The 16,356-nt window shown below is 72.4% G+C and carries 12 protein-coding genes; 5 read left to right on the forward strand and 7 right to left on the reverse strand.

Features of this window, described 5'->3' with window-relative positions; translation table 11 throughout:
• Window positions 1-22: 22 nt before the first annotated feature.
• Both ABZW32_RS18890 and ABZW32_RS18895 read left to right on the forward strand, forming a co-directional pair.
• Window positions 23-592, forward strand: a complete 570-nt coding sequence (locus ABZW32_RS18890; RefSeq protein ID WP_356217278.1) for a CGNR zinc finger domain-containing protein — start codon at window positions 23-25, stop codon at window positions 590-592.
• 274 nt (window positions 593-866) lie between these two features.
• The gene (locus ABZW32_RS18895; RefSeq protein WP_356217280.1) at window positions 867-4,199 is read left to right on the forward strand and encodes a S8 family serine peptidase; all 3,333 of its coding nucleotides are present in this window, start codon (window positions 867-869) and stop codon (window positions 4,197-4,199) included.
• A 93-nt stretch (window positions 4,200-4,292) separates the two neighbouring features.
• On the opposite strand, the gene ABZW32_RS18900 is transcribed toward ABZW32_RS18895, so the two are convergent.
• Complete coding sequence (locus ABZW32_RS18900; RefSeq protein WP_356217282.1) at window positions 4,293-5,792, reverse strand: M28 family metallopeptidase; 1,500 nt, start codon at window positions 5,790-5,792, stop codon at window positions 4,293-4,295.
• Window positions 5,793-6,051: 259 nt separating this feature from the next.
• Between ABZW32_RS18900 and ABZW32_RS18905 the strand changes: the two genes are divergently transcribed.
• Window positions 6,052-7,083 carry an aspartate-semialdehyde dehydrogenase gene (locus ABZW32_RS18905; RefSeq protein ID WP_356217284.1) on the forward strand — a complete coding sequence of 344 codons (1,032 nt, stop codon included), beginning with the start codon at window positions 6,052-6,054 and terminating at the stop codon, window positions 7,081-7,083.
• Window positions 7,084-7,139: 56 nt separating this feature from the next.
• Here the strand turns inward: ABZW32_RS18905 and ABZW32_RS18910 are convergent, their stop codons facing one another.
• The gene (locus tag ABZW32_RS18910; protein ID WP_356217286.1) at window positions 7,140-7,670 is read right to left on the reverse strand and encodes a DUF1203 domain-containing protein; all 531 of its coding nucleotides are present in this window, start codon (window positions 7,668-7,670) and stop codon (window positions 7,140-7,142) included.
• Between the two features lie 139 nt (window positions 7,671-7,809).
• Between ABZW32_RS18910 and pepN the strand changes: the two genes are divergently transcribed.
• Window positions 7,810-10,389, forward strand: a complete 2,580-nt coding sequence (gene pepN, locus ABZW32_RS18915) for an aminopeptidase N (protein ID WP_356217287.1) — start codon at window positions 7,810-7,812, stop codon at window positions 10,387-10,389.
• Between the two features lie 65 nt (window positions 10,390-10,454).
• Here pepN and ABZW32_RS18920 read toward each other — a convergent pair whose 3' ends face one another.
• The 3 genes from ABZW32_RS18920 to ABZW32_RS18930 are packed head-to-tail and all read right to left on the reverse strand — an operon-like array spanning window position 10,455 to window position 13,318.
• Window positions 10,455-11,348 (reverse strand): LysR family transcriptional regulator, encoded by an 894-nt coding sequence (locus tag ABZW32_RS18920; protein ID WP_356217289.1) that lies wholly within the window; start codon window positions 11,346-11,348, stop codon window positions 10,455-10,457.
• 10 nt (window positions 11,349-11,358) lie between these two features.
• Window positions 11,359-12,300, reverse strand: coding sequence for a DMT family transporter (locus ABZW32_RS18925; RefSeq protein ID WP_356217291.1), 942 nt, complete (start codon window positions 12,298-12,300; stop codon window positions 11,359-11,361).
• 43 nt (window positions 12,301-12,343) lie between these two features.
• Entirely contained in the window at window positions 12,344-13,318 is a 975-nt protein-coding gene (locus ABZW32_RS18930; protein WP_356217293.1) for an EamA family transporter, read from the reverse strand.
• Between the two features lie 134 nt (window positions 13,319-13,452).
• Between ABZW32_RS18930 and ABZW32_RS18935 the strand changes: the two genes are divergently transcribed.
• Window positions 13,453-13,968 (forward strand): MarR family transcriptional regulator, encoded by a 516-nt coding sequence (locus ABZW32_RS18935; protein WP_356217295.1) that lies wholly within the window; start codon window positions 13,453-13,455, stop codon window positions 13,966-13,968.
• A 140-nt stretch (window positions 13,969-14,108) separates the two neighbouring features.
• Here ABZW32_RS18935 and ABZW32_RS18940 read toward each other — a convergent pair whose 3' ends face one another.
• Both ABZW32_RS18940 and ABZW32_RS18945 read right to left on the reverse strand, forming a co-directional pair.
• Window positions 14,109-14,339, reverse strand: a complete 231-nt coding sequence (locus ABZW32_RS18940; protein ID WP_030229592.1) for a hypothetical protein — start codon at window positions 14,337-14,339, stop codon at window positions 14,109-14,111.
• 20 nt (window positions 14,340-14,359) lie between these two features.
• Entirely contained in the window at window positions 14,360-16,354 is a 1,995-nt protein-coding gene (locus ABZW32_RS18945) for a 4-alpha-glucanotransferase (RefSeq protein ID WP_356217297.1), read from the reverse strand.
• Between the last annotated feature and the right edge of the window lie 2 nt (window positions 16,355-16,356).

The following is a 16,356-nucleotide window of genomic DNA, read 5'->3' on the forward strand; positions in this document are numbered from 1 at the left end:
TTAGCGGAGCGAGGAGGCGGACATGACGGCGGTACCGACGACGGACCCCCGTCCGCTCACCGGGGAGCCGCTCGCGCTCGACCTGATGAACACGCGCTGGATGCCGGAGGGCGTGCCCACCGACCTGTTCGCCGGGGCCTTCGGTCTGAGCCGGCTGGAGGGGCTGACCCTCTGGCTGCGCAGCACGGGGCTGGACGGCCGCTTCCGCGCCGACAAGTCGACCCTGGTCCACCTGCTGACCGCGCGCGAGGCCCTCGCCCGCGCCGTCACGGACCCGGCCGACGCCGGCGCCCGCGAGCTGATCGACGCCGTACTGGAGCACGGCCGCATCCGGGCCACCCTCACGGCCGAAGGCCCGGGCGAGCGGGCGGAGTTCGACGACCCTTCCTGGGGACCCGCCTGGACCGCGGCCCGCAACTACCTGGAACTGCTGCGGTCGGCGCCCGACCGGATCCGCAAGTGCGCCTCGGAGACGTGCGTCCTGCACTTCCACGACACCTCGCGCAACGGCACCCGGCGCTGGTGCTCCATGGCCGTCTGCGGCAACCGCGCCAAGGCCTCGCGGCACTACGCGCGCACGCGCGAGCGCTGAACGGTCGGAATCTGTCACACCGGTCATGAGACGGAGGCCCGCGCCGCACTCGATGCGAGGCTGGTAAGTCGATAAATCAACTCGTATACCGCTGCGAGTCGCCCCGCCTTGCCCCGGCATGTCCCTACTGGCGGGTAGTACGCGTTGGCGAGAGTCCGCCATGTCAGGTCTCGGTCAATGTCAACCCTCCCCAAACAGCTGTCACTTGCGCAAAGCTGACCGGTCATCCGGCACCGAAATCCGGACCGTATCTTTCACTTAGCCAGGGATGCTGATGACCCTCGACTCCCCCAGCTCCACCACCGGGTCCATACCCGGCGCGCGGCGTGCCGCCCGCGTCGCGGCGGCCGCGGGCCTGGTGGCCGCCCTCTGCGCCACCGGCGCCGTCCCCGCCTTCGCGGCGGCCGGCGACGACCCGCGGAACACCCCGCCGGTCAAGTCCGCCGACCAGAAGCTCGGTTCGGTCGACGCCGAGCTGCTCCAGGAGGCCAAGGCCAAGGGTGACGCGACCGTCACCGTCATGGTCGCCACCGCCCCCGGGCAGACCAAGCAGGTGGCCGACCAGCTCGACGCCGTCCACGGCGCCTCGGTGGGCCAGACGTACGACAAGCTCGGCTACGTCCGCGCGACCCTGCCGACCGACAAGGCCGAGGCCGCGCTCAAGGCCGCCGCCAAGCTCGAATCCGTACACGGCATGGACCTGCGGCAGGAGATCCAGCTGCCGGACCCGCGCCCCGACGCGGGCAAGGACGCCGGCTCGGCCAAGAAGACCGCCGACGCGTCCTTCCCCGGGCCGGACAAGAACACCCCGGCGAAGAACCCGTACAACCCGTCCTTCGAGACCGGCGCGGTGGACTTCGTCCAGAAGAACCCGCAGGCCGACGGCCGCGGCGTGACCATCGGCATCCTGGACTCGGGCGTCGACGTCGCGCACCCGGCCCTCCAGAAGACCACCACCGGCGAGCGCAAGATCGTCGACTGGGTCACCGCGACCGACCCGATCCTGGACAACGACGCCACCTGGCGCCCCCAGGTCACCCCGGTCACCGCCACCGGCGGCACCTTCGCCGCGGGCGGCCAGAGCTGGAAGGCGCCCGAGGGCAACTACCAGTGGAGCCGCTTCAGCGAGTCGATCACCGCCACCGGTGACATGAAGGGCGACGTCAACCGCGACGGCGACACCACCGACAAGTTCGGCATGCTGTACGACCCGGTGGCCGGCACCGTCCGCGTCGACACCGACCAGGACGGCGACTTCACCAACAACGAGCCGATGAAGCCGTACAAGGACGGCTACCAGATCGGCTACTTCGGCACGGACAACCCGGCGACCGACGTCGCCGAGCGCATCCCGTTCGTGATCCAGATCCGCAAGGACGTCCCGATGGACCCCTTCGGCGGGGACTGGGTGGGCAAGAAGGCCGACTTCGTCAACATCGGCATCATCGAGTCGGAGCACGGCACGCACGTCGCCGGCATCACGGCCGCCAACAGCCTCTTCGGCGGCAAGATGAACGGTGAGGCGCCCGGCGCCAAGCTCGTCTCCTCGCGCGCCTGCTCCTGGTCCGGCGGCTGCACCAACATCGCGCTGACCGAGGGCATGATCGACCTCGTCGTCAACCGCGGCGTGGACATCGTCAACATGTCCATCGGTGGTCTCCCAGCGCTGAACGACGGCAACAACGCCCGTTCGGAGCTGTACAAGAACCTCATCGACACCTACGGCGTCCAGCTCGTCATCTCGGCGGGCAACGAGGGCCCCGGCGTCAACACCATCGGCGACCCCGGCCTCGCGGACAAGGTCATCTCCGTGGGCGCGGCGGTCTCCAAGGACACCTGGGCGGCCAACTACGGCTCCGGCGTGTCGAAGAAGTACAACATGTTCCCCTTCTCCTCGCGCGGTCCGCGTGAGGACGGCGGGTTCACGCCGACCATCACCGCCCCCGGTGCGGCGATCAACACCACCCAGACCTGGCTGCCCGGCAGCCCGGTCAAGGAGGCCGGCTACAACCTGCCGGCCGGCTACTCGATGCTCCAGGGCACCTCGATGTCCTCGCCGCAGGCGACGGGCGCCAGCGCCCTGCTGATCTCGGCCGCCAAGCAGCAGAAGATCGCGCTGACCCCGGCGACCCTGCGCGTGGCGCTGACCAGCACCGCGAAGAAGATCGACGACGTCCCGGCGCACGCCCAGGGTGCCGGTCTCATCAACATCGTCGACGCCTGGAAGTCCATCCAGCGCAATGCGAAGGCCGAAGAGTTCACCGTCAAGGCCCCGGTCGACACCGCGCTCGACCAGTTCCTGAAGACCCCGGGCTTCGGCACCGGCCTGTACGACCGCGAGGGCGGCCTCAAGGTCGGCCAGAAGAAGGTCTACGACGTCGTCGTCACCCGCACCACGGGCGTCAAGTACGGCACCCGGCACAACCTGAGCTGGCGCAACAACGACGGCACCTTCAAGGTCGTCGGCGGCTACGACTACGTCACGCTCCCGCTGAACAAGCCCGTCACCATCAAGGTCGAGGCCAACGTCAAGTCGGCCGGCGTGCACAGCGGCATCCTGCAGCTCGACGACCCGACCACCGAGGGCATCGACAAGCAGATCCTGACCACGGTCGTCGCCTCCACCCCGCTGGCGAAGCCGTCGTTCGCGTTCTCGGACACCTCCTCCGTGCAGCGCAACAGCCACAAGTCGTACTTCGTGACGGTCCCGCAGGGCGCCAAGACCCTCGAGGTCGCGCTCGGCGGTCTCGCCGCGGGCAGCCAGACGCGCTTCATCTCGATCCACCCGTACGGCACGGGCGTCGAGGACAGCGCGACCACCCAGTGCTACCCGAACTACGACAACCCGGCCAACAAGTGCCGCCCCGACCTGCGTTCGTACGAGAACCCGCAGCCGGGCGTCTGGGAGATCGAGGTCGAGTCGCGCCGTACGTCGCCGCTGCTGGACAACCCGTTCAAGCTGGACGTCTCCGTCCTCGGCGCGGGCTTCGACCCGGCGGTCAAGGTCCTCCCCGAGGTCAAGCAGGGCACCCCGGCCCCGGTCCAGTGGACCGTGAACAACGGCGGCGCGGCCATCTCCGGCGGCACGCTCAAGGGCGGCCCGCTCGGTTCCGCGAAGGTCGACAAGCCGACCATCGCCGCCGGCGAGACCAAGACCAGCGAGGTCGTCGTCGGTGAGGGCGTCTCCCGTCTGGACGTGGCCATCAACCACACCTCCGACGCGGGCGCCGACCTCGACCTCGAGGTCTACAAGGACGGCGTGAAGGTCGCCTCCTCGGCCGACGGCGACTCCGACGAGTCCGTGAGCATCGACAAGCCCGCCGCCGGTACCTACACCGTCAAGGTGATCGGCTACGCGGTCCCGTCCGGCTCCACCACGTACGACTACCGCGACGTGTACTTCTCCTCCGCCCTGGGCTCCGTCCAGGTCGACGAGGCCGCCAAGGTGAACCTCGCCACCGGCGCCTCGGCGAACGTCTCGGCGAACGTCCTGGTCTCCAGCGCGGCCCCCGAGGGCCGTCAGTTCTTCGGCCAGGTCCAGCTGCTCAACGCCCGCGGCACCGCCGCCGGCCTCGGCAGCGTGCAGATCGAGAAGGTCCTCCCGTAACTCCCCTGAGGGTGTGACGGCATGACGGAGGGGCGGGCGCCCGCATCGGGCGCCCGCCCCTTCGCCGTACCCGCCCCCCTCGGGCCGGACGTGCTACCTGCCGATCGAGCTCAGGTCCTGCGCGTAGGTGCCCACGGCGTGGGCGATGACGTCCAGGTTGGTGTCGAAGGCCTCCAGGTCCAGGTTCTTCAGGGTGTCGCCCGCACCGTGGTAGTTCGGGTCGTACGGGGCCCCGGCCGTGCCGCCGTAGCGCTTGGCCTGCTCCGCCGTCTTGACGCCCTCGGCGCCGGTGAAGGTGCCGCCCGCCGGGATGCCGTTCGCGATGAAGGGGCCGTAGTCGGAGCGGCCGTCGAAGTCACTGCCCTCGTGCGGCTTGCCCTTCCTGTCGAGGAAGCCGTTGATCAGCGCCTCGATCTGCGCCGAGCCGGCCGGTCCCGCGCCCTCGCCGGTCTTGTCCGAGTCGTCGCCGTCGTAGACGAACTGCGCCGGGTTGGGCGAGGCGATCATGTCGAAGTTCAGGTAGAGGGCGATGTCCTTCTTCTGCCGCGCGGACAGCTGCGCCACGTAGTGCTCGGATCCGAGCAGGCCCAGCTCCTCCGCCGACCACCAGGCGAAGCGCACCTTGTTCGCGGTCCCCCCGCCCTTCTTGTTGGCGCCCTCGTCCGCGAGCTTGAGGGCCACCTCCAGCAGACCGGCCGAGCCCGAGCCGTTGTCGTTGATCCCAGGGCCCTCGGGGACCGAGTCCAGGTGGGAGCCGAGGGCCACCACGCGGTCGGCGCGGCCTCCCTTCGTCTCCGCGATCACGTTGCGGGTGGTCTTCCGCACGTGCTCCTGGTCCAGGTCCAGGCGCACCTCCACCTCGCCCGCGGCGGCGGCCGCGGCCAGCGCCTCGCCGTCGGCCAGGGTGATGCCGGCGCTCGGGATGACCCCCTCGGCCGGGGAGGAGAACCCGCCGCGCACCGGGGTGGTGCCGCTGTGGTTGTAGACGATCACGCCGACGGCGCCGGCCGCGGCGGCCGCCCGCTGCTTCTCCACGAAGGTGCAGGCACCCCGCTTGACCAGGGCGATCTTCCCGGTGAAGGCGCCGGCCGGGTAGTCGTCGGCGGTGCAGCCCGGGGTCTCGTCGACCCGGGCGAGGGCCAGCGGGGCGACGAGACCGCCGGCCGGGGTGGACGGGGTGAAGGTGAAGGCGGCGGTGGCCAGCTCGCGCCCGCCCTCGCCGAGGACGGTGGTCTTCTCCGCCTTGGTGTGCGCCTCGTGGATGTCGAAGTCCTGGTACGCGACCTCGTACCCGGCCTTCTTCAGGGTGTCGTGCACGTAGGCGGCGGAGGCCGCGTGGCCGGGGGTGCCCGCGGCGCGGTTGCCGCCGTTGGCGTCGGCGATCTGCTGGAACCTCGCCAGGTGGCGGTAGGCCCCGCGGACGGTGACCTCCTCCACGAGCTCCTTGGCGAGCCGGGCCCCGCGCCGGCCCTGGTGGTCGGTGTCGTGGGCCGACGCCGGGGCGGCGGCGATCAGGAGGGGCGCGGCGACGGCGGCGGCCGCGAGTGCGGCGAGGGCCGGTATCGACCGGCGGCGGTGGCGGATGTCCCGCACGGTGTTCTCCCCGAGGTGAGCGTTCCGATGTCTGGTACGCCGTGTCCGGATAACGGGCACGACAGACCGGACGCTAACCGGCCTTGACCAGGCAAAACGGATGTCCGGGGGCCCTGAAACAGGCCCGTCACGGACTCGCCACGCAGGTTCACATCCCGGACACCGTCCGCAGCTCGGACAATGGATTGGACAAGCCTCGTGGGGTCGAACGCATGATGGCCCCACGCGCGCCCGCGCCTACGTACCAAGAGGAGTCACCGTGAGGGTCGGAATCGTCGGAGCCACCGGACAGGTCGGCGGAGTCATGCGCGGCATCCTGGCCGAGCGCAAGTTCCCGGTGGACGAGCTGCGGCTGTTCGCCTCGGCCCGTTCGGCGGGCTCGACCCTGGAGTGGGAGGGCCGCGAGATCACCATCGAGGACGCCTCCACGGCCGACTACTCCGGCCTGGACATCGTGCTCTTCTCCGCGGGCGGCGCCACCTCCCGGGCCCTCGCCGAGAAGGTCGCCTCCCAGGGCGCCGTCGTGATCGACAACTCCTCCGCCTGGCGCCGCGACCCCGAGGTGCCCCTCGTCGTCTCCGAGGTCAACCCGCACGCGATCAAGAACCGCCCCAAGGGCATCATCGCGAACCCGAACTGCACCACGATGGCCGCGATGCCCGTGCTGCGCCCGCTGCACGACGAGGCCGGCCTGACCGCGCTGGTCGCCACCACCTACCAGGCCGTCTCCGGCTCGGGCCTGGCCGGCGTGGCCGAGCTCGACGGCCAGGTCAAGGCCGTCGCCGGGGAGGCGACCGGGCTCGTCCACGACGGCGGGGCCGTCGCGTTCCCCGAGCCGGGCGTCTACAAGCGCCCCATCGCCTTCAACGTGCTCCCGCTCGCGGGCTCGATCGTCGACGACGGCTCCTTCGAGACCGACGAGGAGCAGAAGCTCCGCAACGAGTCCCGCAAGATCCTGGAGATCCCGGAGCTCAAGGTCTCCGGCACCTGCGTGCGCGTCCCCGTCTTCTCCGGCCACTCGCTCCAGGTCAACGCCCGCTTCGCCCGCCCGCTGAGCGTCGAGCGCGCCCACGAGCTGCTGAAGGACGCCCCCGGCGTCGAGCTGTCCGAGATCCCGACCCCCCTCCAGGCCGCCGGCAAGGACGCCTCGTACGTGGGCCGCATCCGCGTCGACGAGACGGTGGACAACGGCATCGCGCTGTTCCTGTCGAACGACAACCTGCGCAAGGGCGCCGCGCTGAACGCGGTCCAGATCGCCGAGCTCGTGGCCGAGGAGCTGCGCCAGGGCTGATCCGGGCCCGGGCGCGGGAGGGGCGGGTGCCGTACGGCGCCCGCCCCTCCCCCGTTTCACGGCCGCCGCACCTCGTAGAGGAAGCAGCCGTACTCCACCGCGCGGACGTGCACGAGGGCGACCTCCGGATCGGCGAAGGCCTCGGCCAGCGCCCGCCCGACGACCGCGTCGGGCTCCTCTGCGAGGTCCAGCAGACGGCCGCCGAGGATCCGGCCGCCCGCGTCGTAGCGCCGGGCCACGCGCAGCGCCCCCGGTGTCCCGAAGGGCAATGCGCCGTCCGGCGCCGGGCCCGCGCAGGGGTCGGCGTGCACGAACACGGGCCCCTGCTCGTCGTACGCCCCCGGGTCCGCGCCGGCCCCGGCCGCCCAGCGGCGCAAGGGCGCGTAGGAGACCAGGGCGATGCGCTCGCCCGCCCGGCTGCGGCGCAGGCAGCAGCGCAGCGGGGCCCCGCCCTCCGGGTCCTCGTACGGCAGGCAGGGCCGGCCCGCGTCGTCGCGCCGGCGCAGCTCGGCGAGGACGTCGGGGGTGAGGGGGCGGGGCAGGGCGGGGGAAGGGGTTCCGGCGGCGCGGACGGTGGAGGAGGTCATGACCCCGATCGTGCCCCGCCCGGTCCGCCGGGGCTGGCGGGAATCGGACCTCGCGTTCGCCCGTGGATTACTCCGGCGCGGTGGCGCGGAGCGCGTGGAAGGATGGCGGGGCAACGTCACCATCAAAGGAGATGACCGCGTGCCTGGCACGAATCTCACCCGTGAAGAGGCTCAGCAGCGGGCGAAGCTGCTCACCGTCGACTCGTACGAGGTCGAACTCGATCTCAGCGGTGCGCAGGAGGGCGGCACCTTCCCGTCCGTGACCACCGTGCGCTTCGAGTCGGCCGAGGCCGGCGCCGAGACCTTCATCGACCTGGTCGCGCCGACCGTGCACGAGGTGGTCCTGAACGGCGTGGCGCTGGACGCCGCCGCCGTCTTCCAGGACTCGCGGATCGCGCTGTCCGGGCTCGCCGCCGGGACCAACGAGCTCCGCGTGGTCGCCGACTGCGCCTACACCAACACCGGCGAGGGCCTGCACCGCTTCGTCGACCCGGTCGACCAGCAGGCCTACCTGTACACCCAGTTCGAGGTCCCGGACGCGCGGCGGGTCTTCGCCAGCTTCGAGCAGCCCGACCTGAAGGCGACGTTCCGGTTCACCGTGACGGCCCCCGAGGGCTGGACGGTCATCTCGAACTCCCCGACCCCGGAGCCGAAGGACCGGGTGTGGGCCTTCGAGCCGACCCCGCGGATCTCCTCGTACATCACCGCGCTGATCGTCGGCCCGTACCACGCCGTCCACAGCTCGTACGAGGGCAAGGACGGCCAGTCCGTCCCGCTCGGCATCTACTGCCGCCCCTCGCTCGCCGAGTTCCTCGACGCTGACGCGATCTTCGACGTGACCCGGCAGGGCTTCGACTGGTTCCAGGAGAAGTTCGCCTACGACTACCCCTTCGCCAAGTACGACCAGCTCTTCGTACCGGAGTTCAACGCGGGCGCGATGGAGAACGCGGGCGCGGTCACCATTCGCGACCAGTACGTCTTCCGCTCCAAGGTGACGGACGCGGCGTACGAGGTCCGCGCGGAGACGATCCTCCACGAGCTCGCGCACATGTGGTTCGGCGACCTGGTCACCATGGAGTGGTGGAACGACCTGTGGCTGAACGAGTCGTTCGCCACGTACACCTCCATCGCCTGCCAGGCGTACGCGGAGGGCTCGAAGTGGCCGCACGCCTGGACCACCTTCGCCAACTCGATGAAGACCTGGGCGTACCGCCAGGACCAGCTGCCGTCGACGCACCCGATCATGGCGGACATCCGTGACCTGGACGACGTCCTGGTCAACTTCGACGGGATCACGTACGCCAAGGGCGCCTCGGTCCTCAAGCAGCTCGTCGCCTACGTCGGCATGGACGCCTTCTTCGAGGGCGTGCAGGCCTACTTCAAGGCGCACGCGTTCGGCAACACCCGGCTGTCCGACCTGCTGGGCGCGCTGGAGGAGACCTCCGGCCGCGACCTGACCGCCTGGTCGAAGGCGTGGCTGGAGACGGCGGGCATCAACATCCTGCGCCCGGAGGTCGAGACGGACGAGAACGGCGTGATCACCGCCTTCGCCGTCCGCCAGGAGGCCCCGGCCCTGCCCGCGGGCGCCAAGGGCGAGCCGGTGCTGCGCCCGCACCGCATCGCGGTCGGCCTGTACGAGCTCCAGGACGGCAAGCTGGTCCGCACGGACCGCGTCGAGCTGGACATCGACGGCGAGCGGACGGCGGTGCCGGAGCTGGTGGGCCGCGCCCGTCCGACCGTGGTGCTGCTCAACGACGACGACCTGTCCTACGCCAAGGTCCGCCTGGACGAGGTCTCGCTGGCCAACGTCACCGCGCACCTGGGCGACTTCACCGAGTCGCTGCCGCGCGCCCTGTGCTGGGCCTCCGCCTGGGACATGACCCGCGACGGCGAGCTCGCCGCCCGCGACTACCTGGCGCTGGTCCTGTCGGGCATCGGCAAGGAGTCCGACATCGGCGTCGTGCAGTCCCTGCACCGCCAGGTGAAGCTGGCCGTGGACCTGTACGCCGACCCGGCGTGGCGCGAGCGGGGCCTGGCGACCTGGACCGAGGCCACGCGGGAGCACCTGCGGACGGCCGAGGCGGGCAGCGACCACCAGCTGGCGTGGGCGCGGGCCTTCGCGGCGACGGCCCGCACCGAGGAGCAGCTCGCGTACCTGGCGGCGCTGCTGGACGGCTCCGAGACCGTCGAGGGCCTGGTCGTGGACACCGAGCTGCGGTGGGCGTTCCTGGAGCGCCTGGTCGCCACCGGTGTCGCGGACGAGCCGGCCATCGCGGCCGAGCTGGAGCGGGACGCGACGGCGGCGGGCGAGCGCCACGCGGCGACGGCCCGTGCCGCGCGGCCGACGGCCGCCGCCAAGGCGGAGACGTGGGCGTCGGTGATCGACTCCGCGGACCTGCCGAACGCGGTGCAGGAGGCCGTGATCGGCGGCTTCGTCCAGACCGACCAGCGGGAGCTGCTCGCGCCGTACGCGGCGGAGTACTTCGCGGTGGTCAAGGAGATCTGGGACACCCGCAGCCACGAGATCGCGCAGCAGATCGCGGTGGGTCTGTACCCGTCGCTCCAGGTCTCGCGGGAGACGCTCGACGCGACCGACGCGTGGCTGGCCTCGGCCGAGCCGAACGCGGGGCTGCGGCGGCTGGTGTCGGAGTCCCGGTCGGGCGTCGAGCGCGCCCTGAAGGCCCAGGCCGCCGACGCGGCCGCCGCCACCCAGGGCTGACGCCTCCGGGCTGACGCCTCCGGCCCCGCCCGCCCCTCCGGGGGTGGGCGGGGCCGCTGCGCGGGTCAGGCGGCCGCGGTCTGGAGGGCCGTCAGGACGCGGGCCAGGGCGGGGGCCGATTCCGAGCCCCGCCGCAGGGCGGCGATCACGTGCCGCGTGGGCCGGTCCTGGTGCAGGACCCGCACCGCGACCCCCTCCGCCCGCCCCGACACCATCCGCGGTACGAGCGCGACCCCCATCCCCGCCTCCACCATCGCCAGGATCGCCGTCCACCCGGACGCCGAGTGCGCCTGCTCCGGCACGAACCCCGCCGCCTCGCACGCACTGCGGGTGATCTCCGACCAGGGCCCGCTGCCCCCGTAGATCCACCGCTCCCCGGCCAGGTCGGCCAGCCGCAGGCCCCGCGCCGCGGCCAGCGGATGGCCGGGCGGCAGCGCGACGTCCAGGGGGTCCTCCAGCAGGGTGACCCGGGTGAAGCGGGGGTCCCGGGCACCCGGGGCGTGGGCGGCGAGGGACAGCGCGAGGTCGACGACCCCGGCGGAGAGGAGTTCGTAGGACTCGGCGGCCTCGGTCTCCCGGATCCGGACCTCGATGCCGGGATGGCTGCGCCGCAGGGCCGCGACGGCGGGGACGACGAGCACCGGTACGGCGGTCGAGAAGGCGCCGATCCGCACCTCTCCGGCCTCCCCGGCGAGGTACCCGGCGAGTTCGGCGTCGGCCCGCTCCAGCTGGGCGAAGACGTCCTCGGTGTGACGCAGCACCAGGTGGGCGGCGTCCGTGAGCCGGACCCGGCGCCCCTGCGCCTCCAGCAGCGGGACCCCCAGCTGCCGGGCGAGGTTGGTCAGCTGCTGCGAAACGGCCGAGGGCGTCATGTGCAGCGCCTCGGCCGTCGCGGTGACGGTCCCCCGGTGGGCCAGGGTCCGCAGGATCCGCAGCTTCTTGATGTCCCACTCGATCACGCCCCCGAACCTACCTCCGGGCGACACTCGCCAGCCCGACTCCGCCGAGGATCGCCGCCATGCTGAGCAGTTCGGCCGGGCCGGTGCGCTCGCCGAGGAGCAGCAGGCCCAGGCCCGCCACGCAGACCGGCTGGAGGTAATAGACGACTCCGGCCCGGGCGGCGCCGATGATCGAGATGGCCTTGTTCCAGGCGAAGAAGGCCACGGCGGAGGAGAACACGCCGACGTAGAGCAGCGGTCCGACCGTCCCGGCGGTGACCTCGAACCCGCCCTGCAGGTGGAGGGAGACGGCGTAGGCGGGGGCGAGCATCAGCGCGCCGAGCACGAAGGTGGTGATCAGGAAGGCGAGTCCGCCGATCTCGGCGGGCTTGCGCTTGAGGAGCGCGCTGTAGGTGGCGAAGGAGAGCGCGGCGGCGAACATCCACAGGTCACCGGCGGTGAAGTCGAAGCCGAGCGAGCCGTCTCCGACGAGGAGCAGGACCCCGAAGGCCGCGAGCATCATCCCGAAGGTCCGCCGGACGCCGAGCCGTTCGCCGCCGAGTCGGGCGTAGAGGGCCATGATGACCGGCGAAGCGGCCATGATCATGCCCATGTTGGAGGCGGAGGTGGTCAGTCCGGCCTGGTGGACGAGGGTGTTGTAGAGGGTGACGCCGAAGAGGGTGGCGAGGCTGACGTAGCCGAGGTGCTCGCGGATCAGGGCCCGCTGCTGCCAGGCCTGCCGGGCCGCGAAGGGGGCGACCGCGAGGGCGGCGATGATCCAGCGCCAGAAGACGGCCTGGACGGGCGGGACGGACCCGGCCATGCCCCGGGTGGCCACGAAACTGCCGGACCAGACGACCGTCGCGAGCAGGGCGAGGAGGACGCCGACCCCGGCGGCCCCCTTCTTCCCGCGTCCGCCGTCGGACTGCTGCTGTTCCTGTGAAACGGTTCGGGCGCGGTCCGTGACGGCCACCTGGGTGTCTCCCCCTCGGTTCTGGAGCTGGTCTGGATGCGCCCTACCGTCGCACCTCCGCATTGCTCAGGTCCATCGAAACATTTCGATCGGTTGCTTCAGGAGAACTGAACGGTTCCCTGGGAGCCGGGGCCGCGGGGGCTCCGGGAGCGCGGTCGGCGCGCTCGGCACGGCCCGGGAGCTGCCCGAAGACGGTGGCTCCGAAGGCGATCGCCATGCCCACCAGCTGGACCGGGGTCAGCGCCTGGCCCAGCGCGGCCCAGCCGATGACGGCGGCGGTGAGCGGGGAGAGCGGGCCGAGCAGGGTGACGGAGGTGGCGGAGAGCTTTCCGATGCCGCGGAACCAGAGGACGTAGGCGGCTCCGGTGTTGATCAGCATCATGTAGCCGTAGCCGAGGAAGGCCTTGCCGTCGAGGGCGGGCGGGGCCCCTTCGACGAGGGCGGCGATGGGGATGATGACGAGTCCGCCCGCGGTGAGCTGCCAGCCGGTCACGGCCAGCGGGCCGACGCCCTCGGGGCGTCCCCAGCGCTTGGTCATCACGGTGCCCGCGCCCATGGAGGCGGAGGAGACGATGCCGGCGACGACGCCGATGAGGTCGAGCTTCGCCTCGGCGGTCAGCACCACCATGCTCACGCCGAACGCGGCGACCACGGCGGCGAGCACGGTGCGCAGCCTGGCCCGCTCCCCCAGGACGAGGGCCGCGAGGCCGACGACGAACAGCGGTCCCGCGGAGCCCAGTACGGCGGCGACGCCGCCGGGCAACCGGTAGGCGGCGAGGAAGAGGAGGGGGAAGAAGGCCCCGATGTTCAGGGTGCCGAGGACGGCGGACTTCCACCACCAGGCGCCCTTCGGGAGGCTCCGGGAGAGGGCCACCAGCAGGAGTCCGGCGGGCAGGGCGCGCATGGCCCCGGTGAAGAGCGGCCGGTCGGGCGGCAGTAGTTCGCTGGCGACGGCGTAGGTGGAGCCCCAGGAGATGGGGGCCAGCGCGGTCAGTGCGATGGTGGCGACGCGGTTCACGGCGACTCCTCGGCAGTGGCGACCGGGAGCCCGCTGCCCCCCAACTAGATCGCTCGTAAGTAGCTTACTACTAAGCTAGTTTTCTGCAAGCTGGTTTCTTGCGGACGAGGAAGCGGAACTTGGATACTTCGGACATGAACCAGGTCATCAGGGAAGAAGCAACCAGCAAGGACGCCGTCGACGCGATCACCGCACAGTGGTTCGCGGTACGACCGGACCTGGAAACCGCCCCCATGGGCGTCTTCGGCCGGATCTACCGGATCGCCAGAGCCATGGGCGACGCGATGGAGCGGGTCTACAACCGCTACGGGATCTCCACCGGGGAGTTCGACGTCGTCGCCACGCTGCGGCGCTCCGGGGCCCCCTACACGCTCTCGCCCCGCCAGCTGTCGGCCACGCTCATGCTCACCACCGGCGGCATGACCGGGCGCCTGGACAAGCTGGAGAAGGCCGGACTGCTCACCCGCAGCCCGGACCCGCACGACCGCCGCGGCCTCCAGGTCACCATCACCGAGCGCGGACTCGCGCTCATCGACGAGGCCGTCGGGGCCGGCCTGGAGACGCAGGCCGCCGCCCTCAAGGGGTTCGACCCGGCGGAGATCGACGCCCTGACGGGACTGCTGCGCAAGCTGCTGGCCGACGTCCCCTAGCCACCGGGAACGGCCGCGGACGCGACGGGGCGCCGGAGGTCCACCGTCCACGGCCGGAGCCGGGCGGGCGGACCTCCGGCGCCCCGGAAGTCTTCAGGAGTGGCGCCGCCCCGTCGGGCCGCCCCACGTCCGTTCTGGTGTTACTGCTGCTTGCGCGACTTGTCGGTGACCATCACGAGACCCGCGATGACCAGGAACAGCACGATCGGCAGGGCCACGTAGAGGCCGATGGTCTCGCCAATGCTCAGGCCCGGACCCGGGTCGTCGCCGTCGTCGCGGGTGAGCGCGAGGGCGGGAGACGTCATCAGCAGCATCATCAGCGTCGATCCGGCCGTGACGGCGCCGGCGCGCAGAGCGTTCTTCTTGTCCACGGTGCCAAAGTAGCGAACACCTAAAGCGGGCGCGCGCCCGGGGGTGCCGTACGGGTCTGCGCCCCCTCCCGCACCGCGCTCAGCAGGGCGTTCGCCCGGGGCGAGGCCGTCAGTGCCTCCAGGGTCAGCGGCCGGCCCGTCTCGTCCGCGACCGGCAGCCGCCAGTTCGGGTACTGGTCCCAGGTGCCCGGCAGGTTCTGCGGCCGCCGGTCCCCCACCGCGTCCGGCAGCCACACGCCGACCAGCCGGGCGGGCGTGCGCAGCAGGAAGGCGTACAGGGCCTGCACGGCGGCCTCTTCGCCCTTGGTCTCCAGCCCGAGCCCGTCCAGCACCCGCAGCCACTGCGCCGTGTCGGCGGCGTCCTCGGCCCGCTCCCGCTCCGGCGGGCGGGTCAGCAGGCCCAGCCGGTCGCGCAGTTCGACGTGCGCCCCGGCCAGTTTCGCGGCGCTCGGCGGCAGGTCGTGGGTGGTGGCGGTGGCCAGGCAGTCCTCCCGCCAGGCCCCGGGCGGCAGCGGATCGCCGCCGCCGGACCAGTCCCGCTCGAACCACAGCACGGAGGTGCCCAGGATCCCGCGCCGGGCCAGCTCCCGCCGCACCCGCGGCTCCACCGTCCCCAGGTCCTCCCCGACCACCGGCGCCCCGGCCCGGTGGGCCTCCAGCACCAGGACGGCCAGCATCGCCTCGCCGTCGTAGGAGACGTACGTGCCCTCGGCGGGCGGGGCCCCCTCGGGGATCCACCAGAGCCGGAACAGGCCCATGACGTGGTCGACGCGCACCGCGCCCGCGTAGCGGAACACCCCGCGCAGCAGCTCCCGGAAGGGCGCGTACGCGGACTCCTCCAGGGCGTCGGGCCGCCAGGGCGGCAGCCCCCAGTCCTGGCCCCGCGCGTTGAAGGCGTCCGGCGGGGCGCCCACCGAGACGCGGCGGGCGTGGAAGGGCCCGGTCCGGGCGTCGGAGCCCTCGGGGTGCACCCCCACCGCGAGGTCGTGCACGATCCCGACCGCCATCCCGGCCTCCCGGGCGGCCCGCTGGGCGGTCGTGAGCTGCTCGTCCGTCAGCCACACCAGCCAGGCGTGGAAGTCGGCGCGCTCCGCCGGATCCTCCCCCGCGGCCGCCGCGCACCAGGCGGCGTGCCGCTCCAGCGGGGCGCCCTGCCCGGCGCGGAACTCCTCGTAGGCGGCCTGCCGTACGGGGGAACGCGGTACGGCGTACAGCAGTTCCAGGGCGGCGCGCTTGAGGTCCCAGACGGCGTCCCGGTCGATCAGGGCGCCCTTCTCCAGCACCTCCCGGCGCAGCCGCCCGCCCCGGGAGGCCAGTTCGTCGAGGGCGGCCCGCTGCGGGCAGTGCGCGTACTCGGGGACGTCCTCGACCCGCAGGTACACCGGGTCGGGGAAGCGGCGCGAGGCTGGCCGGTACGGGGAGGGGTCGGTCGGCGTACCGGGAACGGCCGCGTGCACCGGGTTGACCTGGACGAACCCGGCGCCGTGGGTGCGGGCCGCCCAGCGGGCCAGCTCCGCCAGGTCCCCGAGGTCGCCCATGCCCCAGGAGCGCTCCGAGAGCAGCGAGTACAGCTGGACCAGGAGCCCGTGGGCCCGGCCCGGGGTGGCCGGCGCCCGGTCCGGGGCCACGATCAGGGTGGCCCCGGCGGTGCGCCCGTCGGGGGCCTCGGCGGTGAGCCGGTGCACCCCGAGGGGCAGCTCCGCGGCCCAGTCCCGCTCCGGCGCCCCGTCCTCCGGAGCCACCCGCAGCCGGGTCCCGGGCGGCAGTTCGGCCAGGGCCTGCGGGACGCCCTCCCCGCGCCACTGCACCACGGTCGCCGGCAGCAGCCGCGCGGCCCGCTCCCGCTCGGCGGAGTCGGCCAGGGCCCCGACGTCCCCGGCCGTGTCGAGCGGTACCCCGATCAGAGCGAGGACGGCCCGGACCGTGGCCTCGGGAACGTCGACGGTGACGTCCTCGGCGGGCTGGTAGCGGGTGGCGACGCCGTGCAGGGCCGCGAGCCGGGCGAGGTCGTCCATGG

The organism is Streptomyces sp. NPDC004667, from assembly GCF_040609475.1.
Classification (GTDB): Bacteria; Actinomycetota; Actinomycetes; order Streptomycetales; family Streptomycetaceae; genus Streptomyces.

Excerpts from the sequence above, each read along its gene's own strand:
- ABZW32_RS18910 (WP_356217286.1), bottom strand. The coding sequence starts at position 7,670 with ATGACCTCCTCCACCGTCCGCGCCGCCGGAACCCCTTCCCCCGCCCTG.
- ABZW32_RS18945 (WP_356217297.1), bottom strand. The coding sequence starts at position 16,354 with ATGGACGACCTCGCCCGGCTCGCGGCCCTGCACGGCGTCGCCACCCGC.
- ABZW32_RS18890 (WP_356217278.1), top strand. The coding sequence starts at position 23 with ATGACGGCGGTACCGACGACGGACCCCCGTCCGCTCACCGGGGAGCCG.
- ABZW32_RS18895 (WP_356217280.1), top strand. The coding sequence starts at position 867 with ATGACCCTCGACTCCCCCAGCTCCACCACCGGGTCCATACCCGGCGCG.
- ABZW32_RS18935 (WP_356217295.1), top strand. The coding sequence starts at position 13,453 with ATGAACCAGGTCATCAGGGAAGAAGCAACCAGCAAGGACGCCGTCGAC.